Raw genomic sequence first — 18,382 nt, 5'->3', positions numbered from 1 at the left:
AATTAGATTAAAGCTTTTGGCATTTTAAATTGTCCTCTTAGTTTGCATGAAATTCTGTATCACCTTAGAGTATAGAATTTATGATTATACTTGAATTTTTTTATTTATAGTTATTTGAAAATATATAGTTTAAATATAAAGAAAAAGCCCTCTCACGAGTGCCTTTCTTCAATTATTATTACAAACCAAGTTCTAGAAAACGGTTTATACCATGATAGTATAATGGATTGCCAGAACCTTTAGCAGAATAAGTATAAAGTTTTCCTAAAGTATCTCCCCAAAGACTGACTTTATCATTTTCAATACGATAATTATCGATAAAACCATCATATGCGCTTACTTTATCTTTAGCAATTTTTTTATAAGCTTTGGCTGTATAGGACGGATCAAGGAAATTGATACCTGTAGAAATACCCGGAGCATTGAATGTCATAGTATAAGATGGACCACTAATTATCGTTCCGTCAATCATTTCACTTTGTACCCATTGTGCTAAATATCCACCTAGTGAATGTCCTGTAAAATAAACATGATGCATTTTTGACCGATCTTTATCAATTATCTTTTTTACATAATCTACAGCTGATTGAGCTTGTAATCCTCCAACATTCCCAGCTACTTGTGCAACATCAATTACAAAGTCCAACGTTTCTTGAGAGCCTCTGAATGCAAAGGTATACCCATAAAATCCTCTATCATAGTCTTCAATATATTTTTTTCTATATACAACTACGTCTAATGAATTGGATGCTGAATAAGTGTCATATACTTGCCATCCACCTTCGATAAAACTATCTTTTGAAGGCGTATCATATGCTCTTTTAGACATATAAGCAAGTTGATTTACAAAAGATGTCTCAGTTGCTGTTGCAGCTAAGCCAAATTTTTTAAATGATTTATCTTGTTTTTCTACTTCTTTTACCCAATGTGGAATTGGAGCAGTTTCTCCAGGTTGTAATTTAATTTCTTTTTCTTTATCTGGATTCGTTGTATTACCGTCCCAACTCTTTTGTAATTCTTTTTGAACTTCTTTGTCATTTTGAATTACAGATTGATTTTCTTCAGCGAAAACTTTTGAAGTTGGTATAGCTTGTCCTAAAGAAATGCAACTTGCTAATGCTAATGTTAATGCGACTTTCTTTTGCATTCTGACTTTTCTCCCCTTGTATTTGTAATTTAAAAACAAAACATAACTTATATAAGATTACTAGACGGCTACTAAAAAATTCATCTCACATCAAATCACATAGCGTATAGTATTATATGCTGCGTGATTGCTAATCTAGTTCCCTAAAAGTAGGAACATATAGATTATCCTTATAAAGTGTTTTATTGTTTTTGGGAATACTTAATTATTATCGCTATTTTATATATGTAAATCAAAATAAAATTTTCGACATTTTTAGATAATTAACGGGAAACAATTAAAATATTTTTTTATAATTAAGAGCATCTCTTACATTTATTCACTCTTACAATTTGAAAAGTTTAAAAAATACCCCTTAGCAAGAAAAAGAAAACCAGGGACAAAAAATGAAATTGAGGTAATGGTGCAAAGGTAAGTGAAAGTTAAATGTCGGGTTACGTGTAATAGAGTGGTTTGTTCCTCTGTAGTTGTATATGAAGCAATGTTCTGCTTGTAAATACATCTAAAGACCACCTTTCCAGTGGTCTTTAGATGTACTCTGTAATTTAAGTTTTTTAGAAAGCTTTTATTTTTAATAATAATACCTTGGAGGTAGTGGCTGTGGATTGAGTTCTACAAAGGTACTAGGAGGTAGTGGTTGTGGGTTGAGCTGTACAAAAGTATCCCATGACCCATATGGAATATACTGCATAGGATTTGGTGTAAATGATGTATATAGCTGTAGATGACAACATGGAACTATATGCATTAATATCTCATCTCCTTCAAAATAATAATTCGTTCATGACAATGTATGTATTTTAGATTTAAGTAAAGTAGTAATACTGCCTAATATTTAAAAATAGTTAAATCCAATTTACTAGGACAAAAATACATTCGTACAATGAATATATAATTGAGTAAGAGGGGATATTTTATGGGATTCGAACCAAAAGAAACAGCCTTAAAAGTTGCTGAGGCGGATAATAAACGCTTAACTAAAACATACTTTGACCCAGGTTGGATTGTATTCAACAGTAATACTGGAGATAAAAGTGATGTTTGTATGTCTATATCTAACGTTACGTGTACAGTTATGCTCAATTCTGATAAGAGTAATCAAGTTAGTTTTTCATACATCCTAAATAACAACAGGACCGTCTTAGGGGACGCAGTGTGGAATCTGGTTTTTTGATTCTTTATTTAACTAAAGATGGAGGAGTTCCTTACTAAATGGCGGGATATTGTATCACCTGATTGTAGCTCAAAGAACTATCCTGTCACGCACATGTGGCCTATTCCACGCAATATTTATGATGACTTTGGGCAAATTCGTACATTTCTTAGTACCTCCTCAACACCTTGATATCCTTGCCCTAGGTAACAAAAATTATTAGTCAGATTATAAGAAAAAGTATGTCTCGATTTTAAATCATTGGCCTTTATCGCTAATAATTTAATAAACTGTCACCTAAAAAGAAACTATAGGTTAGCCAATAATTTGTATAGGGTACAATTTCTATTTCATTTACAATATTCATTATACATGCTCCTCTGCAGTGTAATAAAAAAGACATTGGACAAATACGTCCAATGTCTTTTTCTCTCTTATATACTTGTCTTGTTTATCTTGTATTTATATACCAAGCAACTGCTTCTTTTTGGCGTTAAACTCATCTTCTGTAATAACACCCATATCGCACAGCTCTTTGAATTTCTTTAATTCGTCTGCTGTTGATATTGGAGCAGATACTGCTTGTGGTTGAGTTTCATTAGGTTTATTTTTTAAAGTATCTAGAACTTGATGAATATGATTATTAATGGATTTTGCTGAATCTTTATCTAACGCAACTTTGATCTTTTCTTGCGGAGTATCAATTGTTAGAAAGCCGAACAACATCCCTGTTTCAAAAGATATATCATTTATCTTTTCATGATCTACTGCTTTGAATTTTTCACCAGCCATTGTTTTTTGTCCGAACATAATGCGTTTATTAGTTATGGCGTAGGCATAATTACCATCATGCTTTGTTGTAGATTGATAATCATGCATTCCGATATAAGTCATATGAATTTTTTCGCCATTCATCAAGTTATCTTCTAGTCCTTGAAGTGTTTTACACCCCACTTTTCATTAAAGCCAGAACCGAATTTATTATCTATACAGAATTGATACATTCCTTCAGCGCATGACAATGGATCCTCAGCAAGTTTTGCTATCTTTGCATCGATTGTAGCTTTCAATTCTTCGATAGTGTCCGTACTTACACTTACAACACCCAAGCCACCTGCTTTATGAAAGCAATCTGGGCATAGCCATGCATCAGATTTTAGTATTTTATAACGATTTAAACCAACCTTTTTATCACAAACACCACATACTATCTTTTAAAAAAAAACCATAATTCTTCCTCCAGTTATATATATCGAATAGTAGCAAACAAACCTAGAATTATACGAAATATTATAATTTATAAATATAAGTATAACACACCTAAAATACTATAGAATGCCAAACAAAACCTTAAACATTTGTTCCTCTATAGTTTAAAAAGAAAAAAGACATTGAAACAAACTGTTCAATGTCTTTTTTCTTTTTAAATGTTTGTATACTCAAAGTATAATTTTTCTGGTTTTCCATACATGTTAATTTCATTTTGATATACGACAGCTAATGGCTGAGACATCTCAATGCTTTCCACATAGGATAATGAAGCAGTTGCTTCTATTTTTTCTTTAATCTCATTAGGAATGTCTGAGTAAGATAAGTTATTCATTTTACTTCCTAGTTTAGTATCTGTAGCAGCTTCATAATAAATTTCGGTAATTAAGACTTCATTATCATCTGGATCATATATGTATCCTCGATTAACTGTAATCATATTATATAACTCCTCTCAAGTTTCATATTCTAATTTCTTGTGCTTTTAGCATTGCAACAAGTACTTTACATATTTAAATTCCCTTATTCTTCTCTTTCGAATGCCATTATGAATTAATACTTATTATCTTACTTCATCGTAAACTGTTGGAATTTCCAACAGTATAAAGGAGCGATAAAGGTTTGATTTTATCGTTTTCCGACAGAAGACTCCTTCCTCAAAAATGTGAAGGTGTGAAACATCAATTTTAGGTGGGAGATGAATGTCGGTTGGCATAAGCCAACATATTTGCTATCATTTACTTGTACAGATTGCTCTTCGAAAACTGAAGATATGAGGTTGGTTGCAGAAAAACGTTGCAACCGTAAAATCTTCAACGTTCTATCGCCCCACGCTTCTCAAAATTGCGAAAACCAAGCTAAAGTAGGTAGTGTGGTGGGTCAGCGTACAAGATACTTATGTTCTCACCGTAGGGACTGCGGGTAGAGCCTGCTAAGATAACTCGTGGATGCATCGGTGTTCGCAGGAATCTCCCACTTCAAATAGTCCGTTAGGACGTTAAGTGGTGAGTAGTTCAAAGATAGTAAGTTCATAACTTTTAACGTGGTAATTAATTTTTTTCTTTTGAAAGTTTTAAATCATTTCCCCTATTGATAATGTTGACTTATCTAAAGTAATTGCATGTTCATATTTCATCATAAATATCCTCTTTTTTAAATAAAAGGCACGAAATATGTGCGTTTAATCCATATTTTTTTATGCTATACTCTGTAAAAATTCATATAATCTCTCCTCTAAATTAAACAAAAAGCACAAAATATGTGTTTTCTCATTTAGCATACTTTTAGTCCTGAAGGTTTATGTATAAGTGATTCCTAACTCGAAGACAACACAAAAAGGACTTCTTCAAGTCGATTAAAATGTGCATAGCAAAATAAGCTATATATACACTAATCGGCTCAAAGAAGCCCTTTCATAATTGAAACAAGAATACAACTTGTTTCTAAAACTCAACCACAACACATAGGGTGTGGGAATAGACGGAATCAATTAAACAATAAATATAGATTTATATTAAACCATTTTTATATTATATTCAATTGTTTTCAATAGAACAGGGATAAGAAGGAAGTTTATATGCAGATCCCACATGTATTGTATAATAATGCCACTGAATCCCCTGCTATAAATCCCCTCTTATATTCAGTCCCTGGAGTTACTTCATGTACTGTATTTCAAAATATAGCTTTTCTGGCTTTTGATTTTGAACTAAATAACAAAGTATTTCCTTAATATTTTTTTCTTCTACTTCAACACTTTCCATATAGGTCATACTTTCGTTTTCCTGGACCTTTTGAAAAATAGCAACAGGTACTTTAACTGCATCAAATACACCCATTTTACTGCCTAACTTTTTTTCTGATGTACCATCATAGAAAATTTCATTTACTATTACCTCATTATCATCAGGATCGTACATGTACCCTCTTTGTATACGTAGCAATATAGTACTCCTTTCTTTTATATTCCTCCAATGAAATAACTATATTTGTATATAATGTTATTTTATTAACAGGTGTCAAAGAATATTATTTCGCAAAATCCGTGCTTTGTATAGAGGTAGATATAGGATTATTAATTTTGTTAAGTTTTTTTGAATCCTCCAAGCTAATTATAAAATAAACAAGCCACCTTTAAAGCGAAAGCTTGTATGGTGGCTTAGTTTTCTATAAATAGCTTTGTATCTAATTGTTTGATCTCCCCTTCTGCAAGGGGTTGATAAAAAGCGTGTTGTAATCCTTGAAAATGTAAAGATTCCCCTATGCATAACAATACTTTACCAGGAATTAAATCAAGTAATAGTTCATTATTAATTTGCTTTGCTTGTTTTTTAGTAGAAACATAAATAACTAAGATTGTAGGGTTATTCCCTAAGTCCTGCATAATAACATCTTTTCCTGACTCTACAAAAGTCTTCCATCTAGCAATTATTCGTTTTAATCGATCTTTTTGATCAGATAATAAGGTGGAGTATACAACAAAATTAAATTTACGTTCTTTTCCTCCATTTACTATAAAACTTAAAGAAGGGGTAAAAACCCCTTTACTAATAGATGGATGCATAATATGCCCTAGAAATGAAGGAGCATAGCGTAAATGGCAAAGTAGGTCTATATCATGCCAATAACGCAGGTGAATATATTTACCATGATTGTCAAGACGCTCTGGGGCAAAGAAGAACATATTTCCTTGCCAGTATTTTAGTAGTTTAAATCCATTGTTGGATAAGGTATATGTTTCTTCAAAGATTTCCATATCAAAAATTTCTACTTGCCATTTTTCGATAAATTGATAGTAAAGTAATCCTTGAAGTGCATTATTAATTTTCTTCCGCGAAAATTTATTCTTAAATAGATATAATAAATGATTAAACCGAACGGATGTATGAACACCAATAAAATTGAGTATAGCATATTGTTCCTCTGTTAAAAGTTGCTTAAACTTAACTAATTCGTCATAAGAGTGGAATACATAGGTTTTATCCAAATCATGTATTCGATATATTTGAAGTCCTTGTGCATCCTCACTTGATAAATGAGGAATAGAAGGGATATAAGTAGACATTTGTTTCTCTATTGTATGCATAATCATCCATTAAAATTGGTAAATTGACGAATTAGATTTTTTACTTTGGCCTTGCGGATAATTTAGGATACGTACTGTTCCTCTTCTATTTTTAGCATCAATATTAAGCAGCTCACATGTAACAATTGTTTGGTTTATTGCGTCATCCATGGTTGGATTTGCCAGATTACGACCTTTTAGTCCTTTAAACTGAATACCTGGTGCAACCTCTACGAAAATTCCAGCAATAGCATCTATCCCTACAATTTTACCTACAAATCGGTCACGTCGTTTGTTTAATTCTAATAGTTTTTCCATTGGATCTGTTTCTAGTTTCTTTTTATTTCCTCTAAACTCATATCGCCCATTCTTTTCCACTACTTTATCAATGATAAGCTCTACAACATCACCAATAATAATATCCGTCGAGCGGACGAATGAATGAGACCATTGCGAGTATCTTACTCCTACTGTTACACCATGAACTTCAACCAGAATAGTTTGTGCAGATGGAATATGTCCAGAAACTGTTCCTGTGTATACTTTATTCCCCTCTTGCTCTACTATTTCTTCATATAATTTTCTTTGCAGTGCAAGTTCTCCTGCAGTGATAGATACAACAGCAAAGTTCCCTTCCTCAGTTTTTTGGAAATGCTCAATAATAACAGGTTTTGTTCTACCTATCAGCCATTGAGGATTTTTAGGAATAGTTATACCTGCCTCTGTAATTGGACAATATGCTGTCGTATGAGTACCAATTTGCATTGTGAGCACTTGTATTCGCTCAGATGTCCCGTTTTTAGTTGGGAATAATTTTTCAGATACTACGGTAATTAAGCCTTTCCCTACAGTACGTTCACGTTTCATACGAGCTAATTCTTCTAATTCATGTTCACGTATTCTTTCAAATTGATTGAAAGTTGATTCTATAAAGATTTCCTCTAGCGTGCTATCCGGTTCAAATGCCATCCCTAGTTCTTTTGTAATATGAGTATTTACTTTATCTTCAACCATTATATTTTCCTCCTAGAACGTAAAAAAGGACACACCTGTACCGTTGGAATGGTACGTAAGGTGTGTCCTTCACGTAAGTCATTTTTTATTTGTATAATTATTAATTAAAATATAACGTTTTTATGTAATGTGTGCAAGTATTATTTTTTGAAAAGGGAAAAGTTAAAATACTATATCTAACCTTTCCTCCTAATTTAAGCTAGCTTTTCCCTAAAAATATAATCTTGAATAAAAAGTTATTTTAGGTTTCTATAGGTATTAATCAAAAAAATCATCTAATTCCTTACTCATTACATTAGATGTATTTTTCTTTTGTTGCTGGTTTTTATTAAGTAGTGAATTCGTATTGTTATACGTATTCTTTTGTTTGGCCTTTAAGCCTTTTTGGCGTTCTTTATAGTTCATATGTTTATCTTCATGCTGCTCTTCATTATTTCTAGTGTTCTCTACCAAATTCTTTTCTAAGTTTTGATGAACAGTAATGCTAATAGATTCGTAAACTTTTGCAACCTCTTCATCAAGTTTATTTTCTTTAGTGGGATTAACTGTTTTTGTAGCTGGTTTCAAATTAGTTTTCATATCTGTTTTTGCTTCCTCTAATACTGTAGTTATAAGTCCCTCTGTTAGAAGCTTTTTTTGCAATGGATCAGTCTCAACAGGAAATCCTAAATGAATTGGGTAATCTATATCCCTTTTTGGTTCCAACATAGTATTAGATACCTCTTTCTTCCGTTCTGCTAGCTCCATATTTTTTTTAGGACTTACAATTTCCATATGTGTCTCCTTTGTTATACCCGGCAGCTCGCCATTCCGTTGTAAGGCATCTTGTAATCTTGAAGCACGTGTATAATCGATTTTAAATGCGTTCTGTAGTGCATGTATAGAAGCATTCCCTGATTCCTTAACAAAGGCCACTACATCATCATATAGGATGTCTTTAAAGAAGCCTGTTTCCTCTTGCTGTGCTTCTGTTTCTTCGTTTGGAATGCTATTTTCTCGTGAAGTCGTATTATCTAAATCTGTATTAGATGAAGGAGTAGTATTGATTTGAGAATCCTTTGATAATATCGACGTACTATTATTGTTTGAAATTAAAACTTTACGAGGGCCATTCCCAGTGTAAGTGCTCACAACCTGATTGTGTTCTAACTTCTCAATAAATTGTACAGCCTTTATATGGCTGATTCTGAATTTTCTTTGCAAAAGAGATGGTGAGATTTGTTGTGATTCGATCACAAATGCCTTAATTTCTTCATACAACTTATTTTCAGTTTCTTCAATAACATGTACCTGTTGACTGACAGCCGTAGAATAATCAGAAAAAGTTACATTTTCTACGGTGTTTGTTTCATATTCGGACTTGTGTTCTTTATAATTCTCCAACTCTACAATATGTTGGTTCTTATTGTTTGTTTCTATGGAATTATTTTGTCCTATTTTATCACCATGCCTAGGTGGAAATGATTCTATCTGTTTTATATTATTTGCATCTACATGTTTCATAGGATTTGATTTTGTGATAGATTCTTCAATGAGTCGAAGACGTTCGTTTTCCCAATATTGTCCAGACTTAATCTCTACTTGAATGATTGCTTGAGCAAATTCCTCTTTGGGTACAAAGTTACTAGTAATTTGTTGTACAGGTTGTACATGATTGTCTTGTACAATACGCGCAGCACAAATGAAGGCACCTTGTGCCATGATATCTCCTGGTGACATAACGACTTCTTTTAATTTTTGATATGTCGAACCTAAGCGACTAACGGGATTCTCTTGCATAGGAGAAATCCCTTGTTCAGATTCAGATTCTTTAAATTCCTCTGTTTCACCAAACATGTCAGAGAAAATTTTCGCATCATAAGGTGTTACATCACCAAATATCATCTTGTTACGGAACGAACCTAGTAAAGTAAACATATACTGCTCTGTGAAATCCAAAGCTAATTGAGATAGTGTTTGACTTGCAATTGTCAGAATGACTTTATATTTACGAGATTGTGCAGGGAACTCTTTGAACGGGCGCACAACATAATCAGGGAATTCATCCACAATAATATGATGGTATGGTGAAATATTTGGTTCTCTTCGGAATACAGCATTTTGCATACTTAGTAATACGAATTTTCCTAGTACATTAGAAAGATCTGCAAGTTCTCCTTTGGCTGTATTTACTAGTAAAATACCACCTTGCTCTAGGTGAACATCAAAATCAAAATCTGATTTTCCAAATAAAACACGTCGTATTAAAACATTTGAGGCTAAATCTTTTAAGATGTTACGCAAACCTTTTACATATTCTTCTTCCCGGTCATAATGCATTGGTTTTCCACGATATTTTCCTGATTTATAAATGGCCGGTTCCCCTTGGAAACCCGTTTTTTCACGAATGGTATTATCGAACCATTCATCGATACCTTTTATAATCTTATATTCGTTTTTTTGGTCACGTGAAGCAACACCACTTTGAACAAAATCATATAATTTTTCTACCTGTACTTTTAATAGTTTGTGCATACGGTGTACACGTTCTACATCGTCGTACATATCTATTAAGTCATCAAAGGTCACATCTTTTTGTGGGTTATGTAGTTTTAATAAATAAATATGTTGCTTAAGGTGGTTCCGTTGTGCTTGTTCAAAGAATGCATTATTAGATTCCGACAAACCCTGGATAACCATTGCAAAAACCTCGGCTACTTTATCAACTGGTCCACGTAAAATATTAATGTTTTTGGTATCAGGGTTTGTGGGATCAATATAATAAATCGAACTTTCAGGAATCTTGTGTGCTTGTACTAACTTAAATACCTTTTGACATAAATCATTACTCGGTTCAATAACAGTTATCCCATTTAAAAATGTTCCTTTTACTTCTTCTGTATCGTAATTATTCTTTTTATACGTATTTTCAAACTTATTTATAAAACGTACCATCCAGTGTAAATCTTGATTAATCATTGGAATAATTAAACTAGATGTCTTACCAGAACCAATAGGACCAATAATAATTCCATTTAGGGTTCTATCTTTCCCCTTGATTCGAATCATTTCTTTGTGCTTAATATGAGGACCTATCTCAACATCAGGATATATTTGTTCCTCTTGGCTATTAAACCACTTTTGCAACTTATGATTTTTATATTCGTATTTTTGTACCCACTTTAAGATTTCTTCTCTGTAACGGATAATATGGCCACTATACCAAAGAGTAAACAAAATCATAAATACGGTCGGTAAGAATACAAATATCATGGTGAGTGTATGGAAATTTCCTGTTAATACATCCCCTATTGCTTGATATTCACCAAAATTAACATGTTTTGCTTTATTCATAAGATAAGGAATAACTTTCGCATGGATAGGAGCAGTTGCAAACCATAAAAACTGAATATCTACTGCAATATGAGAAGCAATTAAAATTAATAACTTGCCATTTTGAAATTGTAAAGCTGGGATACGGCTGTAGAACCTAAAACTAAATTCTCCTAGTAGCAAAGAGAAAAACATTAAAAATAGTGGTACATATGTAATTTCTATAGGATAAGACGGTGGTTCAAATGCATAGTAGAGTAACTGTATGTAGTTTGCTACACCAAATCCAAATGAAAGGATAAATCCGCTAATTAAGGTGATTGTAGTGTATAATGGTAATCTTTGCTTAGATGTCTCCATAAAGGTTCACCTACTTTTTAAAGACATAGTTGAGCTTTATGGTGTAATGTAAAACGATTATGAAGTTCTGGTTTGTATTGTTCCTTTGATTTTTTTAGAAAGAACTTCGCTGCATCTTCAGTTTGTTTTAAATATAAGTCAATACTATCTCCTTCACACAATTGGTTATATTCTTCTTGAGAAAGTACTGCAATATTTATCTCTAGTTTGTTATTCGTTGCAGTTTCAATTATTACATCGTACCAATAATAATTAGGCTTTCCTGGGATTTTGATATCTTGTAGGGAAACGCAAAATTTAGCTCCCCCTTCTGTAATATGTTTAAGGACTAGTTCTGGAGTTTTAAATGCTTCTCTTGCTGAGAGTACTCCCCCAGTAGTTGTTGCAAATTGTAAGTTCATTGTCATTTTCCACTTCCACCTTTCTCCATACAAAAAAAGGCAAGCGACACCCACTGTAAAAACAGCGTGTGTCGCTTGCCTTAATTTCATATGTTCTGATTTGATTGTAGTTTTGAGTGTTTAGTTCAAACGTTATTCTATCATCTTAAATAATAAAAATCAATAAAATTATATAAAAGTATATAAAAAATAAACGATTAATATAATTCTACAAATTTACGTCTTTTCGGATTAACGTTATTTGCAGTATGTACCATGATCTGTTCATCGGTTGCTATATTTGTATTTTGAATGGATAGAAGTAGTACATTATCGTAAGTATCCATCAGTAGAATATCCCTAGGATTTTCACGTTTAGGATAGATAACTACAAGTGGAACGCCTTCATCTCCATCCCTTCTTGAAAACACGACATCATCTAATCTTGCAATCATTCGGTAATCATTTTCATTTCCAAAAATAAAAAAGAAATCTTGAATAGAATCTTTATCTCTCCTGTATGTTCGTCGAAGGCCACCATCTATTGATTCTTTAAACGTTTGAATTTTTTCGACAAATGTGTAACGCCAATTGACATCTCCTACTGTACGTTGGGATAAAGGAAAAAGAACATCTTGTTCCAAGTTTTGATTATCATCTGTTCCTAGAATGATATCTGAAATAACATCTCCAGCATCTTTCAATGAGCAAATGTGTACATTTAGATTTGGTATATTCATTAATAGTTCATGATACTTCCGCATAGAAAATAATAGATTTTTCATACGTACGTATGGCGGTTCTGCATTTTCTGCAAGGAACATTGATTTGTCGTACATAACAAAGACAACCGTTACATCTTCATTTGTTTTTTTTGTATATTCTATGTACTTCTCAACTTTTTCAACTAAGGTAGAATTGGTTTCTTTACACATATCCATCTCAATATGGATATTTTTATCTTGATATGAAATATGTTCATCAGGAATCAAGGCCAATTGGTTGTCCTCAATTTTCACATTTTTTTTCTGGTAAAAAGAACGAATATCTAATTTATATAATATTTCATTCGTTTGTGTCTTATTTGTAGTCGCTAAAAGAGTACGGATCATGACCTCACGTGAACACATTGTGTGAAAAGAAGTTGCTCTTGAGTAACGTCTTTTTGAACTTTTTTTAGAAATTCTTCCTATTTGCATTAAGAATTCAATTGTCTTTTCTTTTAAGGAAAATAAAGCACGTTTCGTAATACTGTCAGCCTTTTTATCTATTTTTTTAGTTAGCATAGCTCCATATTGTGAGTAACGGTCAAGCTTTGTAAATATGCTAGCTTCTGAACATTCTCTTCCCTCAAATGCACTATATAACTGAGTGATTTGTCTTGTTGTAAGTGCTCTTTTGTAATATAAAACTGTAAAGACAAATATGTCAGCTTCTTTTAAGTGAAAATGTTTTTTGGTACCTGATCTTCTATATTTATACACTTTTTCGGACAATGCATACACCTCTTATATTGAATTGAACTTAACTTAAATACTTATTATTTTTCATATACTATTACATTGATGTGGTAGTTGTAAAATAAGAAAAAATGAATAAGAGATTTTAATCTTTAGAGATACCTCGTTTTGTACATCGAAGTTGAGATGATAACTACTCTTATAAATCTCTTATAAATTATTGATTTATAAGGCCCTATTAAATCCTTTGTTTTGTTAGGACGAGCTACTACTAGACACCTAACAATAGTTATAATGAAATTCCATTTGTAAAATAATGTTATGACGTCCTAACATTTATTAGATAGTAAAAATACCATTTTAATTGATTAAAATTATTCAAGAATTATAAAAAGACTTATTGATAATAAAGAGTAATTTTCTCTATCTTTAACTCGAAATTCAACTTTTTATATGTGATGAAGCGCTCTTTCCAAATTCTGATATTGACTCAATTTAAAATTCCAACTTTTTCTTTTAGTTGTTTTTTATTGTATAGAATCATAAATTCACTTAGACAAATATTATTAATTGTTTCTACCAAATCAAAAATAAGTTAGAAATATGTCTACAGGTACTTAACATATAGGTTTTAGTCACTTGAACTACTTCCCCTTTTGCTTCGTTGAGAAGGAGTAATCCTAACTGAAATGATAAAATTAACCAATTGTTAATTTTATGTAAGGTTATAATCGCTATCATCATTCCTACTACATTACAAAAGTTTATATTGTAATGTAAGTATCACTTTGATGTTAATAAGATGAGATCTCACTTTTAATAATCTAGTTTGAACAAATGTTTCTTTTTCATAGTAGTGATGTGGTTGTTAGCCTACTACTTTTAGAATGTCAAATTTGATTTATCTTAGTATTCTCTTTTTAATATGTTGAATATTGAGGGGATTGATGCTGTTCATATGAAATTAACAATCTCTTCTACTTGCTTTCAAGGAATGAATGAAATTGACAAGGAATTGAATTCAAATGAGGAACAGAGGATAATTTTTCTTATAACTTATATAATAATGTGAACTAACAAGTACTAAGTGAAGAACAGTGCATTAACATAACATTAACAATGAGCGGTCTTATAAGTGATAAAACCTGTTAAAACAGCTAGGTAATAAAGAAAACCTTAGTGTGAATTGCTATAAGAATGTTTTGAAATCTCTTTAGTAATATAAATACACACGACTAATATAAGATGTTAGAAAATTGAGAAATCAAAGCCGGATTATATAAGCTGTACAATTACGGTTTATATATAAGTTTTATATAAGAGTCTTATATAAATATTTTTGTTAATTTGATAGGTAATTTTTCGTTTTAATATTGATATAAAAGTATTAACTTATACACCTTATATATAAAACTTATATATAAGGTGTATAAGTTTTTCTTGGATTTTCATGTTAAAAAAATAGGTGATTTTTAATCAGTTTTTTAAAATTTTAATCTGGATTTTTTAATAATCTTTGTTGAAATGTAAATCACATGAAATTTAAGATTGATATAACATGTATACGCATTATATATACGTCGTACATCTAAACCCTTATAATATATAAATTAATTCCAATTTTATTTTTATAAGTCTTATATATAAGACCTTTATATAAGTTTTATTTATAATGACTTGATATACGACGTGTAATGATGTACTATGTTCCTAGGAATAATTAACCAGTGTTTTAAGGGGGGGACAACTTGAACGAAGTTTTAAGTGAAAAATATCAAACAATCAAGTTTGCAGATGAAGTAGTAAACATGTTTGCTGATATACTTGAACAAGATGAGATACTCTATAGTGTATTTCTATACATAGGAAACATAGTAAATAAACAATTTCAAGAGACGAAGTACATGAGGGGCATATCTATTAATGAAATAGTGGAAAATGTAGTTATTGATAGGAGAGTAAAGAAAAAAAAGGGAAAATCCTATTCATTAGAGGTTGAACGTACAAATATATCTAGACGTTCAGCGGAAATAAGTGTGAGTACGTTATCATCAATGTCTTTAATCTATGAAAAAACCATGCACCCATATAAATTTTTGATCTCAACTTATAGAGGGCAACAAGTACTGATTGAGTTAGGGAAAAGAAAAAAGATAAATAAGGAGAGATAAAATAATGGCAAAAAACTTCTTAAAGAATGAAGTGGCAGTTAAAATGACGATGGTCGGTTTTGGTCAAGCTGGTACTAGAATGGTAGATAAATTTGCGGAATATACACATACAGATGGCACAGCAGTATATAATTGCTTAGCACTAAATAGTAATGATGGAGATCTAGCTGAATTAAAAAATGTACCAAAAAGTAATCAAGTTTCACTGAAATTAGGTGGTTTAGGTAAGAACCCTGAGCGTGCAGTAAAAGTCCTTGATTCAAATGAGGAAGCAAAAGAAAAGCTAAAAGAATTTATTACTGAACGTGTAAGACCTACGGATGAACTTGTTTTATTTTTTGCAGGTTTAGGTGGAGGAACTGGAACTTCTACAATCATTAAGGCCATTGAAGAATTTTCGGCTTTTCATAACAAGCCAGTAATCAGACAAGAATTACAAAAGGTTGCGCAGCTATATCCAATGGCTGAAATTAAGGCGAATCAGGCAAAGTTTGCAAGAATAGCCTTTGAAAATGCTATTGAGCGCAAAGACTTTATTAAAATGGGGATTGTTGTAACTCTTCCCGTCCGAGCGGATGGGCCCGATGTATTACGACAAGTAAATAAATTTTCACAGGAAATTTGGAAATTAGCAAATGATAAATCAAAAGGTGTAGCATTTGTAGTATTTGCTGATAACCAGCATTTTTACGATGAATTTAAGGAATTAAATGAAAATGAGAAAAAAGGTGTCGCTAATTCACGAGATTATGCAAATCAACGTATTAGTGAAATTATTCATGAGTTAAATACCGCTGCTAATGGATCTGGTACATCTGTAATACTGGATTCTCAAGACTTTAAACGTATTTTACTTGAGAAAACGGGCTGTTTAGTAATTAATAAGGTTTCACGTAATATGAATCAAATAGAAAATAGCCATGCAATTATAGAAATGTTTCAAGAATCATTAAGAGGAAGCTCTTTCCATCCCCCAATTGATTTGATGAAGAAGAACGATGATGGTTCAGTTGAAGCATCAAAAGTACATCATTTTGGTATGCTTGCTATCCTAGATGAGCAAAAGAATATTAATGATTCCTTTATGGATGACGCTAAGGTAGAAGTTTCAAATAATTTACCTATAAATGGCACAGTCTTTAATGGATATTTGGTGAGTAAGAATGATTTCTTAGGAAGTGTATATACATTCTATAAAACTGATGCATTACCATCGAGATTATCTAAAGGTTTAGTTGAAGAATTTAATGAGTTTAAAGAAAGACAAAGCCAAATTCAGTATAAAAAGTCTCAAATTAGTACGATTGAAAGTATAGATGAGGATGAGGATTTAGGTTTTGCATTTGGAGATTTTATCGATATGGGTAGTGATGAAGAAAATAATAATGCTGGAGCAAATGAAGATGAAGATCTAGCAGATTTTTTAGATCCAGATAAAATGTTTGGTACTACAAAATAATAAAAAAGTCTGGACTAAGTTCCAGACTTTTTTATTATTCTACTGAATTCATAAGAGATTTTATATGCTCAATAATATTATCTTGTATGTACTGCTCTATGAAGAGTTGTTTTTTACTCAAATCTTCCTCTTTTTTAAACCAGCCTGCTTTTCTAGTACGCTCTTCCTCAGGTTTATTATTCCATAAGCTCTCTGCTTGTTTTCTTAATTCTTGGCGTGCTCTATGTTCAATAATAAAATTATCAAGCCTATCTTGGCGTTGGCGTAATTTTAACGTTTCTACATCTTCTGGTTGTGGTAACTGCTTTAATATACTCTGTACCTTCTCTTCATAATGAGATTCAATATGTTTTATTTTTTCTTCTAACTGTTTAGTTACCATTTTTTCAATAATTTCTGCAGTAGCTTGAAGGTTTAATTCAGTGGATACCTCATTTGTTTGATGTTCTGGTGACACTGGTCTTAAATCAAACTGGTGTGGTAAAAGGTCAATAATTGCATCTAAAGACCATTTCTCATCCCTTTTCTGCTTTATAAATAGAGCAATTTCAAGGTCTAAAGCATTATAGAGTTTTTCATTTGTATTTTGAGTTCTTAAAGTTTCATGAAGTCCCTTTTCTTCTAGGATATTGAACCAATTATAAACTGTATTATGATGACGTCCTACTAGTTTTGAGAATTCTGTTATCCGCCATGCTTTTTCGAAAACATTATCATCTAATATATCATCATCGTTAATTTGATGGTCTTGTTTTTCATTTTTTTGCTCAATCATTGTAACTACCTCCTCAAAAATCAACTCATAAACAACTAATTATAATTAACATGTGAGCTGAAATTAACATGTTAGCTAGTATTTCGATAATATTTGTAAAAATCCCTACCAAACCAGTAAATTACATGAAATATGAAATTAACATGTAAACATATACTTGTTAACAAAACATTAACGTTTAGTATAAAATTCGGTTGAATTAGTAACTTTATTACCAATTTGAAATATATCAGTGGTAATGTTTTGTTAATAGGAATATATATTATGTTAGTAGCACTACTGATAGTTGCTATGAGATTAACAAATTAGGCTACTTAATATTAATGATAAGGAAATAAAGCTATTTTGTAAATAAGTTATAAGGATATAATCCAGGTATATAACGGAAAATACACATAGTAACGTCCAAAATGTAATTATCACGTATAAAAACTAGTAAAAAGTAAATGATATTAATGTAGATTTAGTATTGTTCAATAAACAAAACGGTATTTAAGGATATAGGAGTACAATCATAATACTTCAAAGAGGTTCGTTCCTACCCCCTATTTACTTGCTACGGATCTACTTATGTATATTAATTTAGTATAGAATGTACAATTTAAGCTGTATATTGCATGTCATGATAGAAATTTATGTAGTCAGTATCAACAAAACGATCTTTATCAGTATTTAAGAACAAACTGAGCCCGTGAATTAACATTGATATAAAATGCGACATTGACATGAAATCGACATTAAAACAACCTTCTAACAACACACAAGCACATATTGTTAATGTTTTGTTAACTATAATAGACATATCAACCCTATGTTTA

Annotated in this window: 12 protein-coding genes and 1 pseudogene; 3 read left to right on the top strand and 10 right to left on the bottom strand. The window is 31.4% G+C overall.

All coding sequences use genetic code 11. The features are described from left to right. Positions 1–178: 178 nt before the first annotated feature. Positions 179–1,147 carry a DUF2974 domain-containing protein gene (locus tag RT27_RS14230; RefSeq protein WP_043936476.1) on the bottom strand — a complete coding sequence of 323 codons (969 nt, stop codon included), beginning with the start codon at positions 1,145–1,147 and terminating at the stop codon, positions 179–181. A gap of 916 nt (positions 1,148–2,063) precedes the next feature. Here RT27_RS14230 and RT27_RS35760 point away from each other — a divergent pair. Beyond that, positions 2,064–2,321: a hypothetical protein gene (locus RT27_RS35760; RefSeq protein WP_000505331.1), complete on the top strand. Its 258-nt coding sequence runs from the start codon at positions 2,064–2,066 to the stop codon at positions 2,319–2,321. A 441-nt stretch (positions 2,322–2,762) separates the two neighbouring features. On the opposite strand, the pseudogene RT27_RS36225 reads toward RT27_RS35760, so the two are convergent. From RT27_RS36225 to RT27_RS14185, 8 genes and pseudogenes are all read right to left on the bottom strand, one after another. Beyond that, positions 2,763–3,511, bottom strand: a pseudogene (locus RT27_RS36225) (PH domain-containing protein). Positions 3,512–3,723: 212 nt separating this feature from the next. Further along, entirely contained in the window at positions 3,724–4,008 is a 285-nt protein-coding gene (locus RT27_RS14215; RefSeq protein WP_043936475.1) for a hypothetical protein, read from the bottom strand. Between the two features lie 1,216 nt (positions 4,009–5,224). After that, complete coding sequence (locus tag RT27_RS14210) at positions 5,225–5,512, bottom strand: hypothetical protein (protein ID WP_002083359.1); 288 nt, start codon at positions 5,510–5,512, stop codon at positions 5,225–5,227. 215 nt (positions 5,513–5,727) lie between these two features. Further along, a complete protein-coding gene (locus RT27_RS14205; protein WP_173927875.1) occupies positions 5,728–6,654 on the bottom strand; it encodes a hypothetical protein in 927 nt (308 codons plus the stop codon). 9 nt (positions 6,655–6,663) lie between these two features. Continuing rightward, positions 6,664–7,647 (bottom strand): S1 RNA-binding domain protein, encoded by a 984-nt coding sequence (locus RT27_RS14200; RefSeq protein ID WP_043936473.1) that lies wholly within the window; start codon positions 7,645–7,647, stop codon positions 6,664–6,666. A gap of 258 nt (positions 7,648–7,905) precedes the next feature. Continuing rightward, positions 7,906–11,319, bottom strand: coding sequence for a DNA translocase FtsK (locus RT27_RS14195; protein WP_043936472.1), 3,414 nt, complete (start codon positions 11,317–11,319; stop codon positions 7,906–7,908). A gap of 17 nt (positions 11,320–11,336) precedes the next feature. After that, positions 11,337–11,810 carry a hypothetical protein gene (locus tag RT27_RS14190; RefSeq protein WP_082044813.1) on the bottom strand — a complete coding sequence of 158 codons (474 nt, stop codon included), beginning with the start codon at positions 11,808–11,810 and terminating at the stop codon, positions 11,337–11,339. A 107-nt stretch (positions 11,811–11,917) separates the two neighbouring features. After that, positions 11,918–13,195, bottom strand: a complete 1,278-nt coding sequence (locus tag RT27_RS14185; RefSeq protein ID WP_043936471.1) for a replication-relaxation family protein — start codon at positions 13,193–13,195, stop codon at positions 11,918–11,920. Positions 13,196–14,907: 1,712 nt separating this feature from the next. Between RT27_RS14185 and RT27_RS14180 the strand changes: the two genes are divergently transcribed. Together RT27_RS14180 and RT27_RS14175 are read left to right on the top strand one after the other, a co-directional pair. After that, positions 14,908–15,330 carry a hypothetical protein gene (locus RT27_RS14180; RefSeq protein ID WP_001006726.1) on the top strand — a complete coding sequence of 141 codons (423 nt, stop codon included), beginning with the start codon at positions 14,908–14,910 and terminating at the stop codon, positions 15,328–15,330. A 4-nt stretch (positions 15,331–15,334) separates the two neighbouring features. Beyond that, positions 15,335–16,789 (top strand): cell division protein FtsZ, encoded by a 1,455-nt coding sequence (locus tag RT27_RS14175; RefSeq protein WP_001097036.1) that lies wholly within the window; start codon positions 15,335–15,337, stop codon positions 16,787–16,789. A gap of 34 nt (positions 16,790–16,823) precedes the next feature. Here the strand turns inward: RT27_RS14175 and RT27_RS14170 are convergent, their stop codons facing one another. Further along, a complete protein-coding gene (locus RT27_RS14170; protein WP_000572537.1) occupies positions 16,824–17,564 on the bottom strand; it encodes a hypothetical protein in 741 nt (246 codons plus the stop codon). Between the last annotated feature and the right edge of the window lie 818 nt (positions 17,565–18,382).

The organism is Bacillus sp. L_1B0_5 (assembly GCF_000836715.1).
Taxonomy (GTDB): domain Bacteria; phylum Bacillota; class Bacilli; order Bacillales; family Bacillaceae_G; genus Bacillus_A; species Bacillus_A thuringiensis_S.
The sequence above is the reverse complement of the archived record's forward strand: the minus strand, read 5'-3'. Positions and strand labels throughout refer to the sequence as shown.

What these genes read in the sequence shown, in the direction of transcription:
- RT27_RS14230 (WP_043936476.1), bottom strand. Translation starts at nt 1,147, where the DNA reads ATGCAAAAGAAAGTCGCATTAACATTAGCATTAGCAAGTTGCATTTCT.
- RT27_RS35760 (WP_000505331.1), top strand. Translation starts at nt 2,064, where the DNA reads ATGGGATTCGAACCAAAAGAAACAGCCTTAAAAGTTGCTGAGGCGGAT.
- RT27_RS14215 (WP_043936475.1), bottom strand. Translation starts at nt 4,008, where the DNA reads ATGATTACAGTTAATCGAGGATACATATATGATCCAGATGATAATGAA.
- RT27_RS14205 (WP_173927875.1), bottom strand. Translation starts at nt 6,654, where the DNA reads ATGCATACAATAGAGAAACAAATGTCTACTTATATCCCTTCTATTCCT.
- RT27_RS14200 (WP_043936473.1), bottom strand. Translation starts at nt 7,647, where the DNA reads ATGGTTGAAGATAAAGTAAATACTCATATTACAAAAGAACTAGGGATG.
- RT27_RS14195 (WP_043936472.1), bottom strand. Translation starts at nt 11,319, where the DNA reads ATGGAGACATCTAAGCAAAGATTACCATTATACACTACAATCACCTTA.
- RT27_RS14190 (WP_082044813.1), bottom strand. Translation starts at nt 11,810, where the DNA reads ATGAAATTAAGGCAAGCGACACACGCTGTTTTTACAGTGGGTGTCGCT.
- RT27_RS14175 (WP_001097036.1), top strand. Translation starts at nt 15,335, where the DNA reads ATGGCAAAAAACTTCTTAAAGAATGAAGTGGCAGTTAAAATGACGATG.
- RT27_RS14170 (WP_000572537.1), bottom strand. Translation starts at nt 17,564, where the DNA reads ATGATTGAGCAAAAAAATGAAAAACAAGACCATCAAATTAACGATGAT.